The 26121-nt window shown below is 36.4% G+C and carries 26 protein-coding genes and 1 riboswitch; of the genes, 16 read left to right on the top strand and 10 right to left on the bottom strand.

Annotation, left to right across the window (positions count from 1 at the left end):
• Nucleotides 1–72: 72 nt before the first annotated feature.
• From EK386_RS20315 to EK386_RS10830, 5 genes are all read left to right on the top strand, one after another.
• A complete protein-coding gene (locus EK386_RS20315; protein WP_179966026.1) occupies nt 73–219 on the top strand; it encodes a hypothetical protein in 147 nt (48 codons plus the stop codon).
• A gap of 162 nt (nt 220–381) precedes the next feature.
• Nucleotides 382–1494, top strand: a complete 1113-nt coding sequence (locus tag EK386_RS10845) for an amidohydrolase (RefSeq protein WP_126659189.1) — start codon at nt 382–384, stop codon at nt 1492–1494.
• Nucleotides 1495–1528: 34 nt separating this feature from the next.
• Nucleotides 1529–2644 carry a mandelate racemase/muconate lactonizing enzyme family protein gene (locus EK386_RS10840; RefSeq protein ID WP_126659188.1) on the top strand — a complete coding sequence of 372 codons (1116 nt, stop codon included), beginning with the start codon at nt 1529–1531 and terminating at the stop codon, nt 2642–2644.
• A gap of 9 nt (nt 2645–2653) precedes the next feature.
• Nucleotides 2654–3343, top strand: a complete 690-nt coding sequence (locus EK386_RS10835; protein WP_126659187.1) for a GNAT family protein — start codon at nt 2654–2656, stop codon at nt 3341–3343.
• Between the two features lie 590 nt (nt 3344–3933).
• A complete protein-coding gene (locus EK386_RS10830) occupies nt 3934–4473 on the top strand; it encodes an HPP family protein (RefSeq protein ID WP_126659186.1) in 540 nt (179 codons plus the stop codon).
• A 163-nt stretch (nt 4474–4636) separates the two neighbouring features.
• Here EK386_RS10830 and EK386_RS10825 read toward each other — a convergent pair whose 3' ends face one another.
• Nucleotides 4637–5344 carry a Fe-S oxidoreductase gene (locus tag EK386_RS10825; protein WP_126659185.1) on the bottom strand — a complete coding sequence of 236 codons (708 nt, stop codon included), beginning with the start codon at nt 5342–5344 and terminating at the stop codon, nt 4637–4639.
• Nucleotides 5345–5465: 121 nt separating this feature from the next.
• Between EK386_RS10825 and EK386_RS10820 the strand changes: the two genes are divergently transcribed.
• The gene (locus EK386_RS10820) at nt 5466–5906 is read left to right on the top strand and encodes a DUF4395 domain-containing protein (protein ID WP_126659184.1); all 441 of its coding nucleotides are present in this window, start codon (nt 5466–5468) and stop codon (nt 5904–5906) included.
• A gap of 135 nt (nt 5907–6041) precedes the next feature.
• Here the strand turns inward: EK386_RS10820 and EK386_RS10815 are convergent, their stop codons facing one another.
• The 3 genes from EK386_RS10815 to EK386_RS10805 form a co-directional block, all read right to left on the bottom strand.
• A complete protein-coding gene (locus tag EK386_RS10815) occupies nt 6042–7013 on the bottom strand; it encodes a DMT family transporter (RefSeq protein ID WP_126659183.1) in 972 nt (323 codons plus the stop codon).
• Nucleotides 7014–7119: 106 nt separating this feature from the next.
• On the bottom strand, nt 7120–8349 hold the full coding sequence (pepT, locus tag EK386_RS10810; RefSeq protein WP_126659182.1) for a peptidase T: 1230 nt from the start codon (nt 8347–8349) through the stop codon (nt 7120–7122).
• Between the two features lie 26 nt (nt 8350–8375).
• Entirely contained in the window at nt 8376–9035 is a 660-nt protein-coding gene (locus EK386_RS10805; RefSeq protein WP_246027645.1) for a lysoplasmalogenase, read from the bottom strand.
• Nucleotides 9036–9119: 84 nt separating this feature from the next.
• Between EK386_RS10805 and EK386_RS10800 the strand changes: the two genes are divergently transcribed.
• Complete coding sequence (locus EK386_RS10800; RefSeq protein WP_126659181.1) at nt 9120–10805, top strand: hypothetical protein; 1686 nt, start codon at nt 9120–9122, stop codon at nt 10803–10805.
• A 20-nt stretch (nt 10806–10825) separates the two neighbouring features.
• Here the strand turns inward: EK386_RS10800 and EK386_RS10795 are convergent, their stop codons facing one another.
• From EK386_RS10795 to EK386_RS10785, 3 genes are all read right to left on the bottom strand, one after another.
• Nucleotides 10826–11263 (bottom strand): hypothetical protein, encoded by a 438-nt coding sequence (locus EK386_RS10795; RefSeq protein ID WP_126659180.1) that lies wholly within the window; start codon nt 11261–11263, stop codon nt 10826–10828.
• A 153-nt stretch (nt 11264–11416) separates the two neighbouring features.
• On the bottom strand, nt 11417–12151 hold the full coding sequence (nfsA, locus tag EK386_RS10790; protein ID WP_126659179.1) for an oxygen-insensitive NADPH nitroreductase: 735 nt from the start codon (nt 12149–12151) through the stop codon (nt 11417–11419).
• A 173-nt stretch (nt 12152–12324) separates the two neighbouring features.
• A complete protein-coding gene (locus EK386_RS10785) occupies nt 12325–12957 on the bottom strand; it encodes a glycerol-3-phosphate acyltransferase (RefSeq protein ID WP_126659178.1) in 633 nt (210 codons plus the stop codon).
• 152 nt (nt 12958–13109) lie between these two features.
• Nucleotides 13110–13226: riboswitch (SAM riboswitch) on the top strand.
• Nucleotides 13227–13339: 113 nt separating this feature from the next.
• Here EK386_RS10785 and EK386_RS10780 point away from each other — a divergent pair.
• From EK386_RS10780 to EK386_RS10770, 3 genes are all read left to right on the top strand, one after another.
• The gene (locus tag EK386_RS10780) at nt 13340–14638 is read left to right on the top strand and encodes an O-acetylhomoserine aminocarboxypropyltransferase/cysteine synthase family protein (protein ID WP_126659177.1); all 1299 of its coding nucleotides are present in this window, start codon (nt 13340–13342) and stop codon (nt 14636–14638) included.
• Nucleotides 14639–14975: 337 nt separating this feature from the next.
• Nucleotides 14976–15365, top strand: a complete 390-nt coding sequence (locus EK386_RS10775) for a hypothetical protein (RefSeq protein WP_126659176.1) — start codon at nt 14976–14978, stop codon at nt 15363–15365.
• 494 nt (nt 15366–15859) lie between these two features.
• Nucleotides 15860–16846, top strand: a complete 987-nt coding sequence (locus tag EK386_RS10770) for a homoserine dehydrogenase (protein ID WP_126659175.1) — start codon at nt 15860–15862, stop codon at nt 16844–16846.
• A gap of 120 nt (nt 16847–16966) precedes the next feature.
• On the opposite strand, the gene EK386_RS10765 is transcribed toward EK386_RS10770, so the two are convergent.
• The 3 genes from EK386_RS10765 to exaC form a co-directional block, all read right to left on the bottom strand.
• Entirely contained in the window at nt 16967–17197 is a 231-nt protein-coding gene (locus tag EK386_RS10765; RefSeq protein ID WP_126659174.1) for a MerR family transcriptional regulator, read from the bottom strand.
• Nucleotides 17198–17308: 111 nt separating this feature from the next.
• Complete coding sequence (locus tag EK386_RS10760; RefSeq protein WP_126659173.1) at nt 17309–17635, bottom strand: DUF779 domain-containing protein; 327 nt, start codon at nt 17633–17635, stop codon at nt 17309–17311.
• A 17-nt stretch (nt 17636–17652) separates the two neighbouring features.
• Nucleotides 17653–19173 (bottom strand): acetaldehyde dehydrogenase ExaC, encoded by a 1521-nt coding sequence (gene exaC, locus EK386_RS10755; protein WP_126659172.1) that lies wholly within the window; start codon nt 19171–19173, stop codon nt 17653–17655.
• A 430-nt stretch (nt 19174–19603) separates the two neighbouring features.
• Here exaC and EK386_RS10750 point away from each other — a divergent pair, with 430 nt between their 5' ends.
• The 6 genes from EK386_RS10750 to EK386_RS10730 all read left to right on the top strand — a co-directional run bounded on the left by EK386_RS10750 (nt 19604) and on the right by EK386_RS10730 (nt 25952).
• Nucleotides 19604–20506 (top strand): DMT family transporter, encoded by a 903-nt coding sequence (locus EK386_RS10750; protein ID WP_126659171.1) that lies wholly within the window; start codon nt 19604–19606, stop codon nt 20504–20506.
• 204 nt (nt 20507–20710) lie between these two features.
• Nucleotides 20711–21406 (top strand): response regulator transcription factor, encoded by a 696-nt coding sequence (locus EK386_RS10745; protein WP_126659170.1) that lies wholly within the window; start codon nt 20711–20713, stop codon nt 21404–21406.
• Entirely contained in the window at nt 21384–21539 is a 156-nt protein-coding gene (locus tag EK386_RS20225; RefSeq protein ID WP_158674411.1) for a hypothetical protein, read from the top strand. Before EK386_RS10745 ends, EK386_RS20225 begins: the two co-directional genes overlap by 23 nt.
• Nucleotides 21540–21553: 14 nt before the next feature.
• The gene (locus EK386_RS10740; RefSeq protein ID WP_126659169.1) at nt 21554–23767 is read left to right on the top strand and encodes a histidine kinase dimerization/phospho-acceptor domain-containing protein; all 2214 of its coding nucleotides are present in this window, start codon (nt 21554–21556) and stop codon (nt 23765–23767) included.
• Between the two features lie 138 nt (nt 23768–23905).
• A complete protein-coding gene (locus EK386_RS10735) occupies nt 23906–24988 on the top strand; it encodes a metallophosphoesterase (RefSeq protein ID WP_126659168.1) in 1083 nt (360 codons plus the stop codon).
• 136 nt (nt 24989–25124) lie between these two features.
• Nucleotides 25125–25952 (top strand): undecaprenyl-diphosphate phosphatase, encoded by an 828-nt coding sequence (locus tag EK386_RS10730; protein WP_126659167.1) that lies wholly within the window; start codon nt 25125–25127, stop codon nt 25950–25952.
• Nucleotides 25953–26121 lie beyond the last annotated feature (169 nt).

Here is a 26121-nt window from a genome sequence, read left to right as displayed (position 1 = left end):
AATCTGTTGTGTAAGAGAAAGGTTGTATGTATGATATAAATATCAGAAAATTCTAACTAAGGGGTTGTGAGTATGACAAGTTTACTATTATCCAAATTCGAGACGTATTTATTGGATGAGGAACAAGAGTTAGAATACACGAACGAAATGGTAATGGAAAATCAACAAGAGTCAAACAATTATGAAGAGTACCCAGCAGGCTTCTTCACAAGTTTATAATGTTTCATGACGGCAAACCTTAAAGGGATTTGTCGTTTTTTTTCTTATATAAAAGATAACATCAATCAAATTTCTTATTTTAATCTTGTTAGGCAGAAGCAGTTAATATTTCTATCATTGTTATGTATAATAGAAGAACAACGATAATTCGAGGTGCGAAAAATGAGTCAAGTAAGAACATACGAGGAAGTCATCTATGGATGGTTTGATCATTTTCATCAAAATCCAGAAGTAAGCTGGAAGGAAATAGAGACAACGAAGAAAATTGCTGCTATCTTAGATGAATTACAAGTTTCATATAAGCTCTTTTCAGATGTAACGGGTCTAGTTGCAGAAATTGGTCAAGGCGAAGAAGTGATCGCTGTTAGAGCAGATATTGATGCTTTATGGCAAGAAGTAGATGGCGTCATGCGTGCAAATCATTCATGTGGTCATGATGCAAATATTTCAATGGTTTTAGGAGCGCTCATTCAATTAAAGGATTTACCATTAAAGAAGCGTATTCGCTTTATTTTCCAACCAGCCGAAGAAACTGGCGGTGGAGCAATTGAAATGGTAAAACACGGGGTAATTGACGATGTTTCGTATTTATTCGGTGTTCATTTGCGTCCAATAGAAGAGCTACCTTTAGGAAAAGTAACACCAGCTATCCATCATGGAGCAGCATTATTTTTAAATGGTACGATTCACGGGGTTGATGCCCATGGAGCAAGACCACATCAAGGGAAAAATGCGATTGATACTATTTTTGCCATTGGACAAATGTTAAAGAACATTTATTTAAATCCCTTTGAAGTGTATAGTGCAAAATTAACAAAAGTTGTAGCAGATGGGGGAAGTACGAATATCATCCCTGGTAATGCATCATTTTCGTTGGATGTTCGTGCTCAGAAAAATTCAGTGCTAGACGAACTTCAAAAAAGAATTGAAGAAGGGTTTAAATCCATTAATCTCATGTATGGAACAGAAATTCAATGGGAATGGATTGATAAAACACCTGGGGCAGAAGTATCTGAAGAGGCTGCACATATCGCAAAGGCATCCATCATTGAGGCATTAGGTATAGAACACTTAGAGAAACCAATTTCAACAACAGGTAGTGACGATTTCCACTACTATACAGTTTTAAGACCTAAATTAAAAGCAGCCATGATTGGGATCGGTGCTGATTTAACACCAGGCTTGCACCATCCAAAAATGACGTTCAATAAAGAAGCTTTAATTACAGGTGCAAAAGTATTAACAACTACACTTCGAAATGCAGCCAAAGGGTAACACTCACACAATATTATTAAAGGAAGTATTAAAAATGAAAATTAAAACAATAGAAATTTTTTCAATTCATTTACCATTAATTAAACCTTTTATTATTAGTTACGCTACGTATCCGCATATTCAGTCCATTATCGTAAAGTTAACAACGGAATGTGGTCTTGTTGGCTGGGGAGAATCTGTACCAGATGAGCACATTACAGGTGAAACGCCGGAATCAACGTATGCGATGTTAAAAAATACGTTGGCGCCAAAATTGATTGGACAAAACCCTATGGAATTTGAAAAAATCCATGAGTTAATGGATAAAACAGTACACAGAGCACCTGCTGCAAAAGCGGCCCTTGATATTGCATGTTTTGATGTCGTTGGGAAAAAATTAGGTGTACCAGTATATCAACTTCTTGGTGGTCGCTACCATGAAAAGTTCCCAGTTACTCATGTACTTAGCATTGATGAGCCTGAAAAAATGGCGGATGAAGCAGAAGAAAAATTAGAAGAAGGTTATCGTTCATTTAAAATGAAGGTAGGATTAGATGTTTCAGGAGACGTGAAGCGTATTAAGGCAGTTCGTGCGCGTGTCGGTGAGGAAATTGCCATTCGCGTAGACGTAAACCAAGGTTGGGAAAATAGTGCCAATACTTTACAAGCGTTACGTCAACTTGAATCACTAGGACTAGATTGGTTAGAACAACCTGTCGCACAAGACGATATCGATGGGATGGTTGAAATAAAGTCCAAAACATCTGTACCGCAAATGATTGATGAAGGCATCCGTGATATGGTAGATCTTCGTCAAATTATTGCAAAGCGCGCGGCTGACAAAATTAACATTAAACTGATGAAATGTGGCGGTATCTATCCTGCGATGAAACTTGCCAATATGGCTGAAATGGCTGGAATTGAGTGTCAAATCGGTTCAATGGTTGAATCTTCAGTCGGATCAGCTGCAGGTTTCCACGTAGCCTTCTCTAAAAAAATTATTAAAAGCGTTGAGCTAACAGGCCCTGTTAAGTTTTCTCAAGATATCGGAGACTTAAAATCAAGTTACGTCATCCCATATATTCAAATAAATGAACAACCTGGCTTAGGTGTTAGCATTGATGAGGTAGTACTTGCAGAGCTTACACAAAATTCAGATGTAATTGAGTAGGTGAGTACTGTGGAAAAAGTTTATGAAGGCTCACTAGGGGAATATTCTTATAGCGTATATGTATTAGGGAAGACACATTTGCCTGAGGTACTAGCATTGCAAGATATTGTTTGTGAGGCATTACCAAATAAAGATATTTTACAACCATTATCGGAAGAGGAGTTTGACTTCATCTTAAGCGGAAATGGCATTATGATTGGTGCCTTTCATGATGAAAAATTAATTGCATTCCGTGCGCTTTTAATTCCTCCAATTGATGAGGACCATTTAGGCTACGATATTGGCTTAGTCGATGAGGCAGATTTGAAACGAGTACTATACCAGGAAATTTCAAGTGTCGATCCAAATTATCGAGGATATGGCTTACAAAAAACGTTAGCGAAAGTCATTATGCAACAAATCGATACAAATGCATTTGATTATTTAGCGACTACGGTGATGCCATATAATATTGCCAGTTTAAAGGACAAGTTCTCTCAAGGATTTTATACCGTTGCTTTAAAATACATTTACGGTGGAAAATTACGTTATGTATTTGCGCTAGATTTACGCAAACAACCACAATATGAAGACGAAACGGTCACAATTTCTATGGGCGATGTTGAAGCGCAACAAAAATTATTGAGTGAAGGTTTTATTGGTGTAGAAATGAAACAACTGGCTGAGGACTGGGTTGTAGAGTATAAAAAATTAAAATAACTTGTGAACTAGGGGTCTGTCTAATCAAGACAATCCCTAGTTTTTTATATGAACGCACCGGTAGTATAATTTGAATTTAGAAAGCGCGGCCTACCACTGTAAGCCGCGAACTAAATAATGAAAATTTAGCAGGTATTATTTTATCCCGCATTAACGGGCAGTAAAGACTCCCACCTCAAGACTTAAGTAGAACAAAAAGGATAGGTGGGAGATCAACTGCCCGTAAAAGCCCGATTGGTTCAACTAACAATCCATGGGGGATGAAGAAAACCCCCACGGATTGAAGTTTCACTTTATGTGAGAGGACCTTACACAAAGCCCAAAGACAAGTCGTAGAGACAGCTTCAAGTTGGCTCTGCGGCTTGTGTGCTAAGTCCTATCACTATGCCAACCTTTTTTGAAACTCCGTTAGTATCTATTGATAGAGCAGGTTTTATCATTTCTAAAGCTACTATTATAATTTAAGACATCCCTTAGTGTTTTACTACAATGCATTAGGATGTATTCTCTAAAATTTACAAAAAGTATTTCATAGTTTCTACTAAAGTGATAGAATTTATAGAAAATTGAAATTGTAGGGTGGGAAAATATTGGAGAGTAAATCATCAATTAATGAGTATTATCCTAAATCATTAATTCAAAAAATGAAGGGGTACTCAAAAACGAATTTCCGTACTACCTTTTCAGATGCACTAATCGCTTCAATAGGAGCTTTTGTTTGTGTCCTGCCGGTATTTATGTTAACGGAATATACAAATTCACTATGGTTTATTGCCTCTTTTGGGGCGAGTATTATGCTAGCAATTACAGCGTGGAATGCACCTGTGGGACAACCTCGTAATATTATAGGAAGTTATCTAATTGCATCCATTATCAGTATTTCTTTATTACATTTTGGCTCAACACCACTCATGATCAGTTTGGCTCTGTGTCTAACGATATTTTTTATGCTCATGACAAGAACATTTCATCCACCTGCTTGCGGAAATACCATCATCATCATGGTGGGTAATTATAGTTGGGATTTTTTATTTCATCCCGTATTAAGTGGGACAGTAATGATTGTCCTATTCGCGTTGATTATTAATAACCTTCATCCAAAGCGAAAATATCCAATGTATTGGTGGTAAAAAAGGGGTCTTCCGAAAAGTGTTATTTTCGGAAGACCCCTTTGCGACGAGGATAGTGACAATTTATTGTTACTACCGCAGGAGCAAAGCTTTTTAGTGATATTTTATCATTAGAAGCGGAGATATCGAGAAAGTGTAGTGCTTTCTCGACATTTCCTTTTTCTTATTTCATTGGGCAATGTTCACAAGTGATGAGGCCAGGTATATCCTTTGAAAAACAACAACTTTTTCGAACAGGTCTATTTACCAACTCTGAGGGATTTTTCCCTTCTGTATATTGATAAAACAATGATTTATTTGAAAATAGTTGCCACACTTTTGTATCTTCTAAAATTTCGATATCCTCTAATGCGCGGTCAGCAAGAAGCGGATTCTCCAACATTTCATAATAATTCCAAAGCATGTAGCCAAAAACATTTTCCCATAAAGTGAGGGGAGATACCGACGTGGCTTTTCGTAATTGTTGGAAGACTAAATGACATTGAATTAACAACTTCTGAATAACCGACGCCCGTTCATGATCGTCTACATAACGAAAATCTTTTGCTGTGATAAAGGTTCCTAGTGTATTGTTTCCAAATTCATGAATTAAGCTGAAACGGATATCTTCTAATTTTCCATCCCAAATTTCATCATAAGTGCTGAGCATATAAAATTGCATTGCAACAAACATGCCATATCGGCGACCAAAATGAGAAATTGCCGCTGCTTCAGTTGTTGCTTGTGTAATACCCATCATTAAATTTCGAAAATCTTTAATAAAAAAATCCTTATGTAAATTTTCCATTGTAAAAAGAGGGCGGTCGGTATCTTCAGTAAAGACACTATATGAATTTAACACGCGAATTTGATCGTAAGTTAATGCAGGCATTGTATTCACCATCCTTACTCAATACTATACACCTTTCAAAAGCATCATTGAAGTTTTTACTATACAAACAGTAGTAAATAGCATAATATAAATAAAACAAATAAGAAAGGTAGGGATTATAATGCCGCAAGCACTTTCAATTCCTCGCCCTTTAGTAAGGCTAAATCAGTGGGTAATTTTTCTTTCAGTCATTTTAACATGGGTTACTAGTATAGAATGGATATTAGCTATTCCTTTACTTGCCAATTTAATGGGGATCGTTTTGAACTTCAATCCTATTATGAAAATTGCACGAGTTTTTCTAATAAAAGAAGGAAAGAAATATATTCCTGAAGATGTAATACAGCAAAAATTTAATGCATGTATAGCTACAGTCTGTTTAGCTGGTGGGTTAGGAAGCTTCTTAGTTGGATGGGAAGCATTAGGTTATGCCTTTACAGTAATGGTTGCGACTGCTTCATTTATAGCGATTTTAGGTTTTTGTATCGGCTGTTTTTTATTTTTCCAACTGAAACAATTTCAATATCGTCGCTCTTTAAAACGAGCAGAAAAAATTGGATAAAATTGATTGACAATTTAAATGAAAATGATTATCATTATCGCATAGAAAGAAAAGAGTATGACTGCTTTTTTCGAAAAAGTTCTAGTCAACGTTCTTCCCCCCTTATTAGAACGTTTCTCCAATTTTAAGGCCGAGCTAACTTTGGAGCTCGGCCTGTTTTTCTTTTATAGGTGATTTTTTTGAAATGAGCATTGTGTGATAACTGTGAAGCAACATCCCGATAATAATAATTACCAAACCGATTAGCGCAATTGGCTCTGGTAAAGGGACGCCAAGTAAAATCATCTCTCCAATGATAACGAAGAGAACCTCGGTTGATTGTGTTGCCTCAACTGCAGCAAGTTTTCCTTGATCTTCTCGAACTCGGTCGGTTGCGATAAAGAATAGCACAGTTGCAATGACGCCTGAACTAATCCCGACCAATAAGGATTGAATCACTTGGCTCATGGAAGGGAGGCCTACAGTAAAGAGCGCATAGATTGCAAGAATAATCCATGTAGGTAAGGATGCAATGGTCATGCCCAAAACGCGTTGATATGTATCTAATCTACCTCCACAAAGTTCCATCATTTTACGATTACCAAGTGGATAGGCAAATGCTGCAACGATTACTGGGAGTATTCCAAGTAGTAAAACTTCAAATGAGACGGATTGGGCTTGCGGTATTTGAATAAGTAGAATCCCGATTAATATGACGCTTGAAATAATTAAAGAGATTACAGGGATTTTTTGACGCACTTTTACATTCCCCATCATTGTGATGAAAAATGGAGCTAATAAAACGCCAGCGACAATGGTAAACTGCCATGTACCTGAAACAAGCCACCCTGGTCCAAAAGATGCTGCATATGTTAAGGGACCATAAAATAAAACAAACCCTACGAAACTCCAAAGCAACCATTTAGAAGGTTGGCTTTTCATCTCGGAAGTTAGTAAATGCCATCCTTTACGTGAAAATACAATGATTAGTAGAAAGGGGAGCATGAAAAAATAGCGAAGAGAGGAACTCCATAGCCAGCTTCCGCCATCTAATTCCATTGAACGATTTAGTATAAATGTAAAAGCAAAAAATAATGCAGCTAAAATCCCTAATAATATTTCTTTCAAACTATAAACCTCCTTTTTATGTAGACTATAAAAGTATTATAATATTCAGATAACAATTTTGATAAAAAGGGCGAAGTAAACCTAATAGCTTACTTCGCACAAAATCTTACTTGCCTTGAGCTTCGAATAGCTGAACAATTTCTAATATAACTTTTGATGCTTTTTCCATCGTTTCAGCCGAGACAAATTCAAATTTACCGTGCATATTTTCGCCGCCAGCAAAAATATTTGGAGTCGGTAAACCCATGTAGGATAATTGAGAGCCATCCGTTCCACCACGAATTGGTTCAACGATTGGCGTAATATCTAAACTTTCCATCGCTTTATAAGCAATGTCCACGATTTCTTTTACAGGTTCAATCTTCTCACGCATGTTGTAGTATTGATCTTCAATTTCTACAGTAATTGAATCTTCCCCAAATCGATCTTTTAGTATTTTTTCAACTTCCAAGAAATGGGCTTTTTTATTTTCAAATTTTTTACGGTCATGATCACGGATAATATAAGAAAGTTTTGCTTCTTCAATGTGACCGTTAAAATTCGTTAAATGAATAAACCCTTCATAGCCTTCTGTTTTTTCAGGAACTGCATCAGCAGGCATTGAACTTTGGAATTTAATTGCTAATGTAATGGCGTTCACCATTTTTCCTTTTGCGGATCCTGGATGTACACTAGTCCCGCGAGTAGTTACTTTTACACCAGCCGCATTAAAGCTTTCGTATTGAAGTTCACCAAGGGGTCCACCATCCATTGTGTATGCATAATCAGCACCAAATGCTTTAACGTCAAATTTATGGGGACCGCGACCGATTTCTTCATCGGGTGTAAAGGCAACGCGAATTTTCCCATGCTTAATTTCTGGATGCTCTACTAAATATTCCATTGCAGTCATAATTTCGGCAATACCCGCTTTATCGTCTGCACCTAATAGCGTTGTACCATCCGTTGTAATGAGTGTTTGGCCGATATAGTTTTTTAAATTTGGGAAATAGTTTGGAGACATCACAAGATTCTCGTTTAATTGAATATCCCCACCATCATAATTGTCAATGCGCTTTGGATTTACGTTCGTACCAGAAAAATCAGGGGATGTATCTATATGAGCTAAAAATCCAATTGTTGGGACATTTTTATCTGTATTTGCCGGTAATGTAGCAAATAAATAGCCGTTTTCATCTAAAGTAATTTCTGTTAAGCCAATTGTATTGAGTTCATCTTTTAATACATGCAATAAATCGAATTGCTTTTCAGTAGAAGGAGTTGTTGTGCTCTCTGGATTTGATTGTGTATCAATTTTTGCATAACGAACTAATCGTTCAATTACTTTTTCTTTCATGGAAAATCCCCCTTATTTTTACTCGTCTACATTGTATCACTTTTAATTCGGCTTGCGGAGTATTTAGCAATGCTGAGTGCTAGTAAAACTTGTGCGCCATAATACGATACCATAATCAATTGGTGAGAGTAATCTGCACTAACGACAAATTTATTAATAGCCAAAATAGAATCAGAAATGATAAACAAAGTGGCTCCCATAATGGCAAATGCTGAGCCGGTTCTAAAAGATGTCCAGCCCATTGCTAAAATAACAATAATATAGGCACAAACTGCAAAGGCCAATATTGAATCCCTACTGTTAAAAACGGTGCCTCCTATCCAGATCATCATAGCTACTCCATAAAAAAGAAGAATGCCTTTAGCCCATGTAGGAATCGCTTTTGTATTTGTAGAAAGGAATGCGCGGATATAAAATATATGACCAATTAAAAAACTAAAAAGGCCAATAATGAACCATTGCAAAGTATAGTCACCGATCGCACAAAAAATAAGCGAAAGGATAATTAATGTTTTATACGGTTGAACTGATTCAGTAATCTTCGTGACATAAGCTAGTACTATAATTAAAAACATCGGTACTAATTTAAAAACCATTTGATAGGCATCTGGAATGGCATCAAAGAAAAAACAATAATAAAGGGAAAATACAACAATAAGACCAAGTAATAAATAACGAACCATCATTGATTCACGCTCCTTTTAAACTATTTATGAAACTAAATAGGGGTCTATTCCGTAGAAGAACTATAAGAAGAAAGGGTGGTACGGATGTCACAATTGTTATTAACAGCTTTGATCGCTGCAGTTGTCACAACACTCCTACTTGTTCCATTAACGAAAAAGGTGCATAAGGGAGAGATTTCTAGTAAACAACTGACCAACTCAATTATCTTTGGATTAATTGCAAGTTTCGTTATTTTACTAGCAATCATTTATATTACAAAGATTGATTTACACTGGACGGTATTTGCTTATGCTTTACCAGTCATTGCACTATTAGGAGCACTTATTTCTTCAGGAGTTGAACAAACATTTAAAGGTTTTGTCTTTTTAGCAAGCTTAATTTTGCTGGGATACATGCTTTCTGCTCCTGTTTGGAATGCCAATGACAAATATGAATCAGCAAAAATGGATGAACAGGTTGAAATTGAACCTTTTGATGAAACCAAAACGCCTGCTAGTGTCCCTCCACATTTTGCAGAAAACAAAATGAAAAAGGCTTTTGGTCAAGTGCCGAACACAAGTTACTATGAATTAGGCAATCTTCAAATTCAAAAAGTAAATGGGGAATATGTGTATATTGCACCTGTTGAATTTTCCGGATTCTTTAAATGGTTTAATGGAAAAACGACACCGGGGTACTTTACGATGAGTGCTACGGATTCTACGGATAATCCAAAATTCGTTCAGTCTGAAATGGCTTATGTTCCGTCTGCATTTTTAAATAAAAACTTAGAACGTCATATGCGTCTTCAAAATCCAACGTTAATTTTCTACGGAGAGCCACAATTAGAAGTAGATGATGAAGGTAAACCTTACTACATTCGGTCATATGGAAACTTTATTTCTGCACGTAACGGCTTTGATGTAAAGGGAATTGTGATGGTGGATGCAGCTACTGGGGATTCACAGCTACTATCGTTAGACAAAGTGCCAGAATTTATTGATGGGGCTGTTTCACCAGAATCTGTCAGTCTTCAAAATAGCTATTTTGGTAAATATATTCATGGTTTTTGGAATAGTATGTTCGGTAAAAAAGATGTGAAATTACCATCAGATGAAGGAACAGAAGCCAATGTGAGCCCAATCTTTAATGAAAATGGTGAAATGTATTACTTTACAGACTTCACGAGTCCAAAAGAGGGCGTTGATTCAATGCTTGGGTATTCATTAACACATGCAAGAACAGGTGAAGCAACGTATTACACAGGGAATTTAGAAGAGTCGTATATGGATTCGCAAGGTGCGTTAGCGATTATTGAGAAAAAGTTTATTGAAAAAGAATGGCAAGGTGAAATGCCAATCCTTTATAACTTCTATGGAGAAGCTAGTTGGTTAGCACCAGTATTGGATTCAAACGGATTCTTACAAAACTACTTTATTGTATCTGCTGCAAATCCCGAAATTTCCGCCTTTGGAACAACTCCAAATGAAGCGTTGAAGCAATATAAAACAGCATTAAGTCGTGGTGGAGGATCTGTAGATGGTACTTCAAGTGCAGATGAAGCAACTATTTCTGGTGAGGTCGTTCGGGTGTATAAAGAACGAGTAGGGGATTACACAATTATTACGTTCTTGTTAAACACAGGTCAAAACTTTATGGCAAGTTCTCAAAATGCGCCATTGGCTATTTATTTACAAGAAGGCGATAAAGTGGTTGTAACCTACTACGATACAAAAGAACAATTCCTTACAGTAAAAGAGATGGCTATAGAAGGAATCGTAGCAAACTAAATGAAAACCCGACAAACGCATTAATGTTTTGTCGGGTTTTTCTCATACTCATTAATAAAGTGTAGCATTTTTTGTCTTCTAAGCTGAACATGTTCTTTTGTATAAGGCTTTAATTGATTAAAACGTTCTTTTTGTTCGTTTAATATACGACGTTCTTTTATAAAAGCGTTAGCAGGTTCATGCATAAATATATATTCTAAATGGAAAATTTGCATAAGAAGAACCTCAGGACTTTCAAGGTTATAAACAAATTTTATATTCCAAATCGTAGTATAGGAGATATATTGATTTACATAGTCCGTAACGTGCTTGTACAATTCTTTATTAATGTTGAATTCAATTTGTTTATGAATTTTTGCAAGTTCTAAGTTGACATCCGTAATCGCGCGGTAATAATGCTTCACATGTCGACTATGTTGTCGCTCTAAAGACAATGCAACTTGCTTATGGCTATACATAAACAACACATCCTTTCAAACTTACAAAATATTTCTTTTATTTTACCAAAGTTAGAAAGGAAATTTTATTCTACAAATGGACTGTATTGAAAAAAAGGCTAACTTACATTTTGCCTATATAGACAAGTAAGTTAGCCCTATAAAATCTAAAAGTTATTTCCAATTAAATCCTTTTGTAGCTAAAAACTCTTTTATATGTGGTCGTCTTTGTTCCACTAAAAAATCTGCCATTTGCTTCGTCCAGTTCGCCATTTTTTGGTTTGAGCTGCGGCTAGCATAATAGCTTTCCATAGTGGCATCATAGTCGTTCAGTAAAGTGTCGTATTTTTCCACATCATATTGATTCTCATGTAGAATTGCCTCAACTGGAAGACGAGGTTTTGTTTCGTTGCGTTTCGTTGGTGTACCAATCGTCATGGCGAATAAAGGGAATACATACTCTGGAAGGTTGAAAAGTTCACTTATTTCAGCCGGATTGTTACGAGCACCACCGATATAACAGATTCCATAGCCAGCATCTTCAGCAGCGATCACGAAGTTTTGAGCAAAAATTCCTACATCTGCAACCCCAACTAGCATATTTTCAGCTGAATCGGCTACAATATCCACGCCATGCTTTTGCCCCGCAACTTGAAGACGTTTAAAGTCTACGCAAAATAAAAAGGCAGCACCGGCTGTTTTAAATTGAAATTCGTTTTTCGAAAGCTCACCTAACTGTTGTTTCTTTTCCTCATCCGTGATCCAAATGACACTATAAGCTTGGACAAAATGTGAACTTGCTGCCATTTGTGCTGTTTGGATTAAATCAACAACTGTTTCCTTTGAAATTACTTCGCCTGTATATTTACGAACAGATGAATGGCTACGTAATAAATCTTTTGTTGACATATAAATAATCTCCCCTTTGAAATATGTACTAAAAATAGCCTTAAGAGAGCAAAATCACTCCTTAAGGCTATATTAGTATATTTTGTAACGATTTACAAAAGGAGAGGCTATTGATTACTAAATGGGATGAATTCTTAATAGGGGGCTAATCGTTGGTAAGTACGGTTTATGATTTAATGCTTACTTTTAAATGCGGTCGCTACTTTCGGTTCAGTACCAATACGCATACGGTTTAAATTTTCAATGTGTAAAATAATTGCGATCGCAAACAGAACGAGCGAGATAATAAAAGGCCAAATCGTGGATTCAATAATAAATGCAGTAAGGGTAAAATCAATATATAGGGCAAAAACACCAATGATTAAGTAATTTGTTAAGAGTGTCACTAAAATAATAGTGACTACGCCAATTAAACCCGTTTTCCAATCTAAAGCAAGAAATATACCGATTAATGATGCAGTTCCTTTTCCACCACTAAATTTCATATGGATAGGAAAGTTATGACCTAAAATGACAGAAGCACCAATAGCATAAAGCAGAGCAGAAACTTCATCAGTTGAGAATGTTGAATAATTAATTAATAATAGCCGGCAAAGTAATACGGCAACTACGCCTTTACCAATATCGATTAACCCAACAAGTACACCATATTTCCAACCTAAAGATAATGTTGCATTTGAAGCGCCTGCATTCCCGTGTCCAACTTCTTTTAAATTAACACCTGAAAGTAATCTTGCTGCATTTGACCCATGGATGCATCCAATAAGGTAACCAACTAGTAGTACCGAAAATAAAGCAATCAACAAGCTATCTATCTCCTTTTCAAATGATCTTTAATACATTATACTCTTTAAGATAGAAAAGAAGTTTTGAAGTTTCGAAAAATTTAAAATATATAGTTGACAGACCTATATACTATGAATTATAGTAAGTCTATCGATGGAACATGAATCAAATACCTTTATCCAGAGAGGCGGAGGGACTAGGCCCTGCGATGCCCAGCAACCAGTGAATGCAAAATACACTCACAAAGGTGCTAATTCCTACAGATTCGAAAAGATCTGACAGATAAGGGGAGGAAAAATTGCTTTTAGCAGCCCTCTTCTTATTAGAAGAGGGCTTTATGTTTTTCCATAAATCCTCCTCATTACACTGATCATCCATCAAAAAATATTAGGAGGAAGAGACATGTCACAATTACGTCCGGAAACACAATTACTACACGGAGGGCAAAAGCCAGATCCAGTCACTGGTGCAATCGCAGTGCCAATTTATCGCACAACTGCTTATGCTTTTCAAAATACGGAGCATGCTCGCCAATTATTCGCACTTGAAACACCTGGTAATATCTACTCGCGTATTATGAATCCAACAGTTGATGTGTTTGAAAAGCGCGTTGCATTACTAGAAGGTGGTACAGCTGCAGTAGCATTATCATCAGGTATGGCAGCGATCTCCTTTTCAATCTTAAACATTGCAGGAGCAGGAGACGAAATCGTTTCTGCTGGTTCACTTTACGGTGGTACGTATAACTTATTTGCAAACACATTACCACGCTACGGAATTACAACGACATTTGTAGATGAAAGTAATCCAGATAACTTTGAAGCAGCAATTACAGAAAAAACAAAGGCAATCTATGCTGAAACAGTAGGAAATCCAAGTTTAAATATTTTAGATATTGAAAGAATCGCGGAAATTGCTCATGCGCATGGTCTTCCGTTAATTATTGATAACACATTCCCATCCCCATACGGATCAAACCCAATCGAGTTTGGAGCGGATGTTGTCATTCATTCAGCAACAAAATGGATCGGTGGACATGGCACAACAATCGGCGGTATTGTCGTAGATGCTGGTAAATTCGACTGGACGCAAGGTCGTTTCCCTGGATTTACAGAGCCGGATGCGTCATATCACGGTATTCGTTATGGAATTGACGCTGCAGCGGCTGCATTTGCCACAAAACTTCGCGTTCAACTATTGCGTGACTTCGGTCCAACATTAAGTGCAGATGCTGCATTTAACTTCTTACAAGGTTTAGAGACGCTTCATTTGCGTTATACAAGACATGGTGAGAATGCATTAAAGGTAGTTGAATTCTTAGAAAACCACCCATCCGTGGAATATGTAAACTACCCAGGTAAAGAAAATTTCCCATCGCATTCATTAGCGAAAAAGTATTTAAAAAATGGCTTCGGTTCAATGCTTACATTTGGCATTAAAGGTGGACGAGAAGCGGGAAGTAAAGTCATTGACAATGTTCAATTATTCTCCCACGTAGCGAACGTAGGGGATGCAAGATCATTAATTATTCACCCAGCTTCGACTACTCATCAGCAACTATCAGCTGAGGAGTTAAAAATTGCAGGTGTATCTGAAGAGCTCATTCGCTTATCAATTGGTTTAGAATCTGTGGATGATATCATCGCGGATTTAGGTCAAGCATTATCAGTTGCTATTAGTGTTGCAGAAACGAACGCTTAATATAAAGTAATTTTAGTTCATTTGGTGAAAAGAATAGATCTCGCTCATGTGTGGGGAATATGCTTTTCGCCAATGTACTAATAGCCATTCATTAGGCGAAATTTCTTCAAATTTAAAACCTAGTAAATTAATTTGTTTTATTGACATTAGTGGGAATTTTTTTTATAATAAAAACATAGTTAGTTGATAGGGATTTAAAATTTAGTTAACTTAGTATTCGCTATCTTAAGCGGAGGGGGTCCCCACGCTTTTGAATATAAATCTAAAAAATTGCTTACATCATTGCAGCCTTTCCCAAGAGGCTGCTCCCCCTTAAAAAAGATAGGAGTGTTGTTAAATGGGTAATATCTATAGTGCACAAAACGTGGCAGCTTATTTTATATATGAATTAAATGAACAAAAAGGATTTATTAATTCGCAAACATTACAACAGTTGTTAGCGATACTTGACAAGCAATGGCAAATTACATATGGGCATAGTGTTTTTTTAGAAGAAACTTTTGCGCTGAATCAATATGGTTATGTTGTAAGAGAGATAGAAGTAGCCTATAAAGAAAATGGTAATCAACATATTGAACTTCCTGCAAAAGACTGGTATCTAGAATACGGCCAATTTCAACTTGCTTATCGGACATATGGTATTCCACCGTTTACAAAAGAAGAAGAGCGACTTGTAAAAAAGACGATCGAATACTACGAAACAGTTCATATTAAAAAAGTTTCATAACCATTTCCATTTAACAATACTTCTTCTGTCTAAAAGGGTGATTCACTTTTAGGCAGTTTTTTTGTTTAACAGGCGAGTTTTATGGGGGAAACTAGAACCGTTTAGTGCAAAAAGATGTAAGATAAGAAACTTTTTAAAGTAAAGAAAGTATAAAACTTTGGACTTGGAACAGTGTCTAGCTTCAGCACCCTAGCCCCTCGGAAACTTCAACTTCCTCCTACGCATGCAAGCATGCTTGGCAGGAGTTTCCAGTTTCTTTCGGGGCTGAGCGAGGGCGCTTACGCTTTTCTGATGACCTTCTTGAGAAAACAAATGTCCATCTTGAGAAGAATTCCCTTGAGTTCCTTGAGAATATACGATAAAATTCTATTATGTTAAATTTTTAGAATTATTTGTTATATCCTTCAGTAATATTAAATAGATGAAAATAAACGTTAATATATAAAATAACAGGCTTAAAAGAGCGTTTTAGTGATGATGGAGGCGAATAGGAAATGGCAACAATAAAGGCGGCCATCTTAGGTTTTGGCACAGTAGGACAAGGGATTTATCATATATTAAATGAAAAACGTGAAGAACTTCGCGAAAAATTAGGATTAGAATTAGAAGTGGCAAAGATCTTAGTGCGTGATACAACGAGAGAGCGTGTACCAGGTACGGCGCATCTACTAACAGATAGTATTGACGATGTTCTATCTGTTAAAGGTATTCAAGTTGTCTTTGAAGCTATTGTTAACGAAGAGCCTACTTTCACATACTTGAAAAAAGCAGTAGAAAATAAATGTCATGTTGTAACTGCAAATAAAGTGATGTTCGCTAAACGTGGACTAGAATTACAAGAACTTGCTAAACGAAACGGTGTATTTGTTGGCTATGAAGCAACAACTGCTGGCGGAGTTCCTGTTATTAAAACAATGAAAAATATTTTACTAGTGAATGATGTTACTAGAATTCAAGGGATATTAAATGGTACATCTAATTATATTTTAACAAAAATGCGTGCAGAAAACTGGTCTTTTGATGAAGCGTTAAGAGAGGCGCAAAATTTAGGGTACGCAGAAGCTGATCCGTATAACGACGTATCTGGTCAAGATGCTTTCAAAAAACTAATGATTTTATCTGCTTTAGCCTTTGGTGAACAACCGAATTGGGCAGACGTTGAAGTAATTGGTATTGATAACATCTCCCTAGAGCAAGTGAAAGAAGCAACGGAAAATGGGTTGCGTTATCGCCATGTTGCTGAGGTAGAACGTCATGCAGATGGAACAATTTGTGCAAAAGTTGGACCAATGCTAGTAGATAAAGAGCATCCATTATATCCGATTGACGATGTATTTAATGCAGTGACGATGGAAACAAATTATATCGGCACATTAACACTTATTGGACCAGGTGCAGGAATGTACCCAACTGCGAGTGTAATGGTGGAAGATTATGCAGAAATTATTGGCAAGCGTGCAGGCTTTGTCGTAACAATTTAAAGAAAACCATCTTGAAGTGATTGTTCTCACAAGCTTCGGGATGGTTTTTTGATAGAAAGATTTTTATGTGCGGATTTTGAGAGATTATGTGCGAAATTCTAAAATACTTCATAGGAAAAGCTAATCCTCATCCTTCACATCAATATCCTCGGGGATTGGTGTATTTCGCCATATTTCAATTTCCTCTTTAATACGTTCTAATTGCTCATGATACGTGTCAAATTGATCGCTATTCACTAAATATTGTTTTCCATCATATACAGCTTTAATACGGCCAGCATAAATGTAACGCAGTACTTGTTCTTCTGGCATTGAAATATCTTTGGCTGTTTCCTCAACAGTTTTATACATGTATGAAGACCTCCATTTCCTTAAGTTTTCATTATAATGAATTATCGTCTAATTCACTATACTTAGAAAATGAAAAGAGCACCCCAATTTAAATTAGGGCGCTCCGAGCAATTATAAAAGTTTAGACTTCGTAATAAAATGTGTCACTTCTAAACTATCTAGTGAGAAGGGAGGTCCTTCTCCTGGAATGGCATCGATGATTAGTTGTGTATGCTTCCAATATTCATACTGACTCTTATGCATATAGAAGGGGACGTTTCCGATAGATCCAAGCAATAGATCAGCATCGCCTAAACGAAAATCGCCTTCACGATAACACATAGGTGAGGAGCCATCACAACAACCACCTGATTGATAAAACATAATAGAACCATGTTTCTCTTTTAAAGACTCTATTAATGAAAGGGCATCTTCTGTTGCCGTAACACGTTCTACCATATTATACACCTACCGATTTAGAAGAATCCTTGAGGTTTTCTATCGTAACTTACTAATAAACATTTTGTTTGTGAATAGTGATCTAACATCATAGCATGGTTTTCACGACCAATACCTGACATTTTGAATCCACCAAATGCCGCACCTGCTGGATATTTATGATATGTGTTTGTCCAAACGCGTCCAGCTTCGATCGCACGACCTGCACGGTAAGCGATGTCTCCGCTACGTGACCATACACCAGCACCTAAACCGTAAAGTGTATCGTTTGCAATTTCGATTGCTTCATCAAAGTCTTTGAATGTTGTAACTGAAAGAACTGGTCCAAAAATTTCTTCTTGGAAGATACGCATTTTGTTGTGACCTTTGAATACTGTTGGTTGGATGTAGTTTCCTGTTTCAAGATCTCCACCAAGATGGTTTACGTCACCACCAACGAGTAATTCAGCGCCTTCTTCTTTCCCAAGTTGGATATAAGAAAGGATTTTTTCTTTTTGTTGGTTAGAGGCTTGAGCGCCCATCATCACTTCTGTATCTAGTGGGTTACCAACTTTAATTGCTTTCACACGTTCTAATGCGCGTTCCATAAATTTGTCATAGATTGATTCTTGAACTAAAGCACGAGATGGACAAGTACAAATTTCGCCATTGTTTAATGCGAACATTACTAAACCTTCAATTGCTTTATCTAAGAACTCATCATCTTGATCCATAATGTCTTCAAAGAATACGTTTGGTGATTTACCACCAAGCTCAAGTGTTACAGGAATGATGTTTTCCGTTGCATATTGCATAATTTGGCGACCAACTGCTGTTGAACCAGTAAATGCAATTTTAGCAATTCTTGGGTTCGTAGCAAGCGGTTTACCTACTTCGATCCCAAAACCGTTCACAACGTTTAGTACACCTGCTGGAAGTAAGTCTTGAATCAATTCAATTAAGACCATGATTGAAACAGGAGTTTGTTCAGCTGGTTTTAATACGATACAGTTACCCGCAGCTAAAGCTGGAGCAATTTTCCATGTCGCCATAAGAATAGGGAAGTTCCAAGGAATAATTTGACCAACAACACCTAGTGGCTCTTGGAAATGGTAAGCTACTGTGTCGTTATCTAATTGCGTCGTACGTCCTTCTTGTGCGCGGATTACGCCTGCAAAGTAACGGAAGTGATCAATTGCTAATGGAATATCAGCATTTAACGTTTCGCGTACTGCTTTACCGTTATCCCAAGTTTCAGCTACTGCTAGTACTTCTAAATTTTCTTCTAAACGATCTGCAATTTTATTTAATATAATAGAACGTTCTGTTGTAGATGTTTTTCCCCAAGCGCTTTTTGCTGCATGTGCTGCATCTAAAGCAAGTTCAATATCTTCTACTGTAGAACGAGCAGCTTTTGTAAATACTTCACCTGTTACAGGTGTTTTATTTTCGAAATATTGCCCTTTAACTGGAGCAACCCATTCGCCGCCGATAAAGTTATCATACTTTTCTTTGAAATTAATAACTGCTCCATCTGTATTAGGATTTGCATAAATCATGATGATTCCCCCTATAAAATAGTAATAGCGAAAACGCTTACACAATAGTGATTCACGCAAACATAATCAACGTGAAAATTAGGTATATGTAAATGTCTAATTAAGTTTGTCTTCAACTACTATATCGATATATTAAATGGAATAATAGAATAATACAAACATAAAGCACTGTTTTATTGCAAATTCGTATGTTTTGGTAACATTTTTACATTTCAGGAAAATAATTCGATAGATTTTGAGTTAGTAAAACAATATCGAAATAGCAAAATGATATTAGTCGATAATAAATAGAGAATTTAAATGTTATACAATATAAATAAACAGTTAGTTAATTGATTTATAGAATTACTTTGGTATAATTTAACAACAACTAAATGGGAAATAAGAGATTGCTAGAAAATCAATTAACCTTTTATAAGGAGTTGAAGTATTGAATTTACTGCCATATATCTTTGTATTACTAGCCGCAATGCTTTGGGGAACGGTGGGGACTACACAAACCTTTTTACAAGAAGGGATTTCACCAATTGCGGTTGCTGGGGTACGCTCTGCTATTGGAGGAGGAATATTGCTAATTGCTGCCCTTGTCTTGCGTAAAATTAACTTTAAGACATGGTCGTGGAAATGGACGATTCTAGCAGCGTTAACCATTGCCTTATTCCAATGCTTATTTTTCACCTCTGTCCGATTTACAGGGGTAGCAGTTGGAACGGTCGTCACAATTGGAAGCTCTCCAGTATTCTCTGGGATTGTGGAATGGTTCATTTGGAAGCGTAGGCCTAATCGTATATGGGGAATTGCAACGGGGCTCGCTATTCTAGGATGTATCTTATTATTTGTCAATCGGGGCGAGGCAACAGTTCACCCAGTCGGAGTACTATTAGCTTTATGTGCTGGCTTTATGTTTGCGGTTTATACAAACTGTAGTAAACAATTAACGGAGAATGAAGATACTTTACCTGCTGTAGCGATGACGTTTTCGATTTGTGCTGTGATGTTATTACCTTTCTCAGGAGATGGCGTCTCCTGGATGTTTACAAATCAAAACTTATGGCCAATGATTTTCATGGGGTTAGCTGCAACCAGTTTAGCCTATGTATTATTTTTAGCAGGATTAGAAAAGATTAGCTCATCCTCTGCGGTAACATTATCCCTAGCCGAGCCATTAACAGCAGCTCTTTTAGGAGTCTTCTTAGTTGGTGAATATTTAAGTCCAACTTCTTGGATCGGCGTTGTCATGCTTCTAGGTGGAATTGTTGTGTTAACTTTAGGAAGTCGAAAATCTGCATCTGTACAACTAACTACCGATGATGATTTAAAAACGTTTAATTAGACATAAGGACATGCCGTTTAATCGCATGTCCTTTCTTACTGAAGTGATTTTTTTAAATCGCTAATTTGCACACACAATTTAACTGGAATTATGTCTAAAGAAATGAACAATTAATCTTAAGAATTTCTTCAGAATTATGGTCACTAGAAGTTAAGATTCAAATCGTATGATTAGACCATAAGAAAAAGAGACGAGGTGAGGACAGTGGAGAAATTAACGGTGCTCGTTACAGATGATGATCAGGACATTCGTGATGGGATCGAAATTTACTTGAAAAACGAAGGGTACAATGTGTTAAAAGCGGCAGATGGCTTGGAGGCGCTGAACCTATTAGAAGAAAATGTAGTACATTTAATCATTTTAGATATTATGATGCCGAATATGGACGGAATTACAGCGACTTTTAAAATACGTGCAGAACGAAATATTCCAATCATCATGCTTAGTGCAAAGGCAGAAGATACCGATAAAATTCATGGTCTGTCAGTGGGAGCGGATGACTATGTGACAAAGCCATTCCATCCGTTAGAGTTACTAGCACGGGTAAAATCGCAATTACGACGTTATGTTCAACTAGGGAATTATCATGGACAAACTCAAGCGAAAGTTGAAGTAAATGGACTATCTATTGATATGGAAGCGAAAGAGGTTCGCCTTGATGGGGAGCTGGTGAAATTGACGCCGATTGAGTACAAAATTACAGAGTTACTTTTAAAAAATGCAGGGCGTGTCTTTTCGATTCGAGAAATATACGAGCTTGTATGGAATGAAGAAGCATATAATGCAGAAAATGTTGTGGCGGTTCATATTCGAAAAATCCGTGAAAAAATCGAAGCTGATCCGAAAAATCCAAGGTTTTTAAAGGTTGTGTGGGGCATTGGCTACAAAATTGAAAAATAGACTTGAGACAAGCATTACCGTTACTTGTCTTATAGCAAGTGTTATTGGCATGGGCTATATTGGAATGGCGGCTTGGCAATATGTTAGCACGCATTACGATGAAGCAATTCAATTATTTATAAGGCTATTATGAGGGGGCAAAAGAATATGAAACGACAAGGTAAATTACTCCTCTCTCTTTTTCTAATTACATGGGTAGTTTTTGCAGTATCGCTTTTAATCAATCATGGTCATAATTATATCGGAAAATCATTCTTTGGTTCAGACCAGTTCCGTATAAATGTTGAGAATTTCAAGGATCAGTTAGGTCGATATGTTTTAGTACCTTTTGATGCAGAGGAAGCAAAGAAAAATATTAAAGTTTCACAAGAGGAAATCGAACACCATCGTAATTACTATGGTACGTTGACGGAACAAATTGAAAACATTAGATGGCAATACAGTGATCGCATTACGGAAGCAGAAGCACAAAATGATGCGGAATTAAAGAAGTTACTTGAAGAGGAACGCGATACGAAAATCGCAGACATTACCGAAAACTACAATAATGATGAGCATGTGGAAAAGAAAATCAGACAACAAAAAGAAAAAATAATTGATGATTATGTAGCAAATGAAAAAGATAGTCGAAATAATTTTTTAAATGAACTTAGCTATTTTAATTATAGCTTAAAAAATATAGAGACTGGTGAAAAGTTTGACTCTGGGGAAGTGAATACATCCGATATATTTAAAGAAAGATTTGGTGATCAAAAACCGTATTTCAATGTAGATATATCCATGTACCTTGATCCATATGGAGATGATAATGGAGTCGCTTTATTGGAAGGAGTACATGTGGATGAACATGCTCAATTTGAAGGGACAATTAGCATACCGAAGTCCATGCTTGCCAATACAAGTTTTGGTGCCGACTATCAATCCTTTACTATAACAAAGGTAATTTTCTATATAATTTGGGCTACTGGAATTTTAGCATTAGTGGGCTTACTAACAATTGCAAAACCATCTATCGAGCAGTTTAAAGGTTCTAATAGAGCAAAAGGACTTTACTTAAAATGGCCGATTGATATAAGAATTGTTCTAACTATAATCTCTGCGTTCATTGCATTTGGATTGTCAGATATAATAGGAAATGAAATTCGGAACAACTATGTTTACTATGAAATGAACAATTGGATATCACTGATCGTTGAATTTTTAATTTATATTGTGTTTATGTTTGTAGCAACAATCATCACAATCTACTGTGCATTCTGGACATGGGAATCTATTAATTCAGAAGAGAAGCTAAAGAAAGAATTTAAAGCCGCATTTGTTTATCGCTTGGCAGATGGAATGCAAGATTTATTTTTAAATCGACCCATCGGGCTGCAATCCGTTGCGATACTAGTAATTGCTTTCCTTGCAGGGGTTGGCATAGTAGGGGCAACTTGGGAACCTGATTTAGCCGTACTTTACATTATTTTATTTTTCTTTATCGCTTTACCAGCAGGCATTATCTTCCTTCGACGTATGGGCTACCTAAACCGTATTATGAAGCAAACAAAGGACATGGCAGAAGGGCGTTTAACGTCTGAAATTAAAGTAAAGGGGAAAGGGAAATCACCTTTTGCTCGGCATGCCGCGAACTTGAATCAATTACGTGAAGGTGTTCGAAAATCAATGTCGGAACAAGCGAAAAGTGAGCGTTTAAAAACAGAGCTAATTACCAATGTAAGTCATGATTTACGCACACCTTTAACTTCTATTATTACGTATACAGATTTATTAAAAAATCCAAATTTGACTGAAGAAGAACGTAATAAATACATTGATGTATTAGATAAAAAATCAGCTCGATTAAAAACGTTAATTGAAGATTTATTTGAAGTATCAAAAATGGCAAGTGGCAATATCGAAATCAATAAACAACGCATCGATTTAACGCAACTTATGCAGCAAGCAGTCGGTGAACATGAAGAAGCTTTTGCTAATGCAAATTTGGAAATACGTGTCACAATGCCAGAAGAACCGCTATATGCTTATGTGGATGGACAAAAATGGTGGCGGGTACTCGATAATTTAGTCGTCAATGCACTGAAGTATTCACTAGAAGGAACACGTGTATATGTTACGCTAAACCGAGTTGGAGCAGAGGCACAAATTGCAGTGAAAAATATTTCAAAGTATGAAATGAGTGAAAACGTAGAAGAGCTTACAGAGCGTTTTAAACGAGCAGATGCTTCAAGACATACAGATGGCTCTGGGTTAGGACTTGCGATTGCGCAATCTATTGTTGATTTACACAATGGTCGATTAAAAATTGATGTAGATGGTGATTTATTTAAAGTAACAGTAACAGTTCCAGCTGAATATTAATTCGAAAAGGTACCATCAATTCAACTGATGGTGCCTTCATTTTTACGTCAATTTAATAGGAACATTCCTTATGGACATGGTATACTTCTGTCAGATTAATATCTTCATTTACCTAGGTAGTTGATTAGGAGTGAGACCGTGGGGAGAATAGCTGGAATTACCTTTGCAATTCTTTTATATAGTACGATGAGTGCTTATTTAGGATGGAACTTGAAAAAATGGCTTGAATCTATTCATCTTTTTCGTTGGCCGATTATTTATTGGCTTGGTTTCTTCCTCATCGCATTTGGTTTTATCATTGGCCGCATACATGATTTACTTTCACCATTCTCGATTATAGGAAACTATTGGATGTTCTTTTTCGAGTATGGGCTCATAATATGTATCATTACAAATTTACTTGTTGCTTTTACACCTTTAAAAAATATTGCAATCGTCGGTTCAGTTGCAATGGGTTTACTTGTCGTTTTATTTGCTTGGGGTACATATAATGCCTATTCACCGGTAGTGCGTAATTTAGAAATTTCTGTTGATAAAAGCGGGGAACCATTAAGAGTTGTGGTTGCATCAGATTTTCATTTAGGTGTTTTATCCCACAAAGACCATTTACAAAGATTTGTCGACTTGTCAAATGAAGCCAAGCCAGATGCAGTCTTACTTGTTGGTGATCTAGTTGATGATGATCCGATTTGGTTTGTAGAAGAGGGAATGAATGAAGTGATGAAACAGTTAAAAGCTACATATGGTGTTTATGGGGTGCTTGGAAATCACGAATATTATGGTGGTAAAATTCCTGAATTTGTTGAAGAGATGAAAGAATCCAATGTTCAAATCTTAATGGATGAAACTATTTTAGTCGGAAATCGTTTTTTCTTAACGGGGCAAGAAGATTCAACAAATAAAAAACGATTGCCAATTGGTAAATTAAAACCAGAAAATGAAGAGCTGCCATGGCTTGTAATGAATCATACACCAAATGATTTAGAGCTACCAAGCCAGGCACAAGTCGACCTTCACGTATCCGGTCATACGCATCTGGGACAACTATGGCCAAATAATTATATAACTAATAAAGTTTTTGAGCTTGATTATGGACATATGGAAAAAGGGTCGATGCATGCATTGGTTTCTTCTGGTTTTGGATTTTGGGGACCACCAATGAGAATTGGTAGTAGATCGGAATTATGGGTTGTAGATATTAACTTTACAGGAAGCAAATGATTGCATAAAAAGGCCAATAGACAACTTTTTGTTCATCAGGTAATGTAAATAGGGACCTGCCTATGGAAGTAAGGCTTTTGCAAGAAGATGGCGTATGTGAACGTTTGAAAAGATAGAAAAAATTAAGGAGTTTTTTATGGAATTATTTGATTTACTTAAAGCCATAATTCTAGGTTTTGTAGAAGGGATGACGGAATTTGCGCCTGTTTCTTCAACCGGGCATATGATTATCGTTGATGATTTATGGTTAAAAACAAAAGAATTTTTAGGTTCTGGCTCAGCGAATACTTTTAAAATTGTAATTCAGCTAGGATCAATTTTAGCGGTTGTTGTGGTCATGTGGAAGCGAATGTTAAGCCTTGTTGGTTTGTACAAAATTGAAGGGCAAACAGCTTCGCGTAAATTTAACTTAGGACATGTTATTGTTGGGATTATTCCAGCAGGTGTGTTCGGCGTTTTATTTGAAGATTTTATTGATGAAAATTTATTTTCTACCTCGACAGTGATCATTGGTTTAATTCTTGGTGCTATTTTGATGATAGTTGCAGATAGATTGGCGCCAAAACGTCCATCTATTAAATCTCTAGATGACTTATCATACGGAAAAGCTTTTCGAGTTGGGTTAATTCAATGTTTGTCTTTATGGCCAGGGTTTTCACGTTCAGGTGCAACAATCTCAGGTGGGGTACTACTAGGTCTCGATCATCGAACAGCTTCAGACTTTACCTTTATTATGGCAGTGCCAATTATGGCCGGAGCTAGTGGGTTATCGTTAGTAAAGAACTGGGACCAAATTAATGCAGATCATCTTGGGTTTTATATTATTGGTTTTGTGAGTGCCTTTATTTTCGCATTAATTTCAATTAAATTTTTCTTAAAATTAATTTCGAAAGTAAAATTAGTCCCATTTGCAATTTACCGTCTTGTACTAGCAGCTATCTTAATAGTCTTCTTATACTTATAAAAAAACCGTTTCGGTAGAATGATTCTATCGGAACGGTTTTTTTTCATACAGGTGAAAAACTGAAATGTAATAGGCATAAAGATATATTAGTTCAATCATTTGTCAATATTTATTCCCTCTAAACACATGTTTTATTTGAATATAAAAGCAATATTTTACATATTGGTAT

It is taken from the genome of Lysinibacillus antri (assembly GCF_003977595.1).
Classification (GTDB): Bacteria; Bacillota; Bacilli; order Bacillales_A; family Planococcaceae; genus Ureibacillus; species Ureibacillus antri.
The sequence above is the reverse complement of the archived record's forward strand: the minus strand, read 5'-3'. Positions and strand labels throughout refer to the sequence as shown.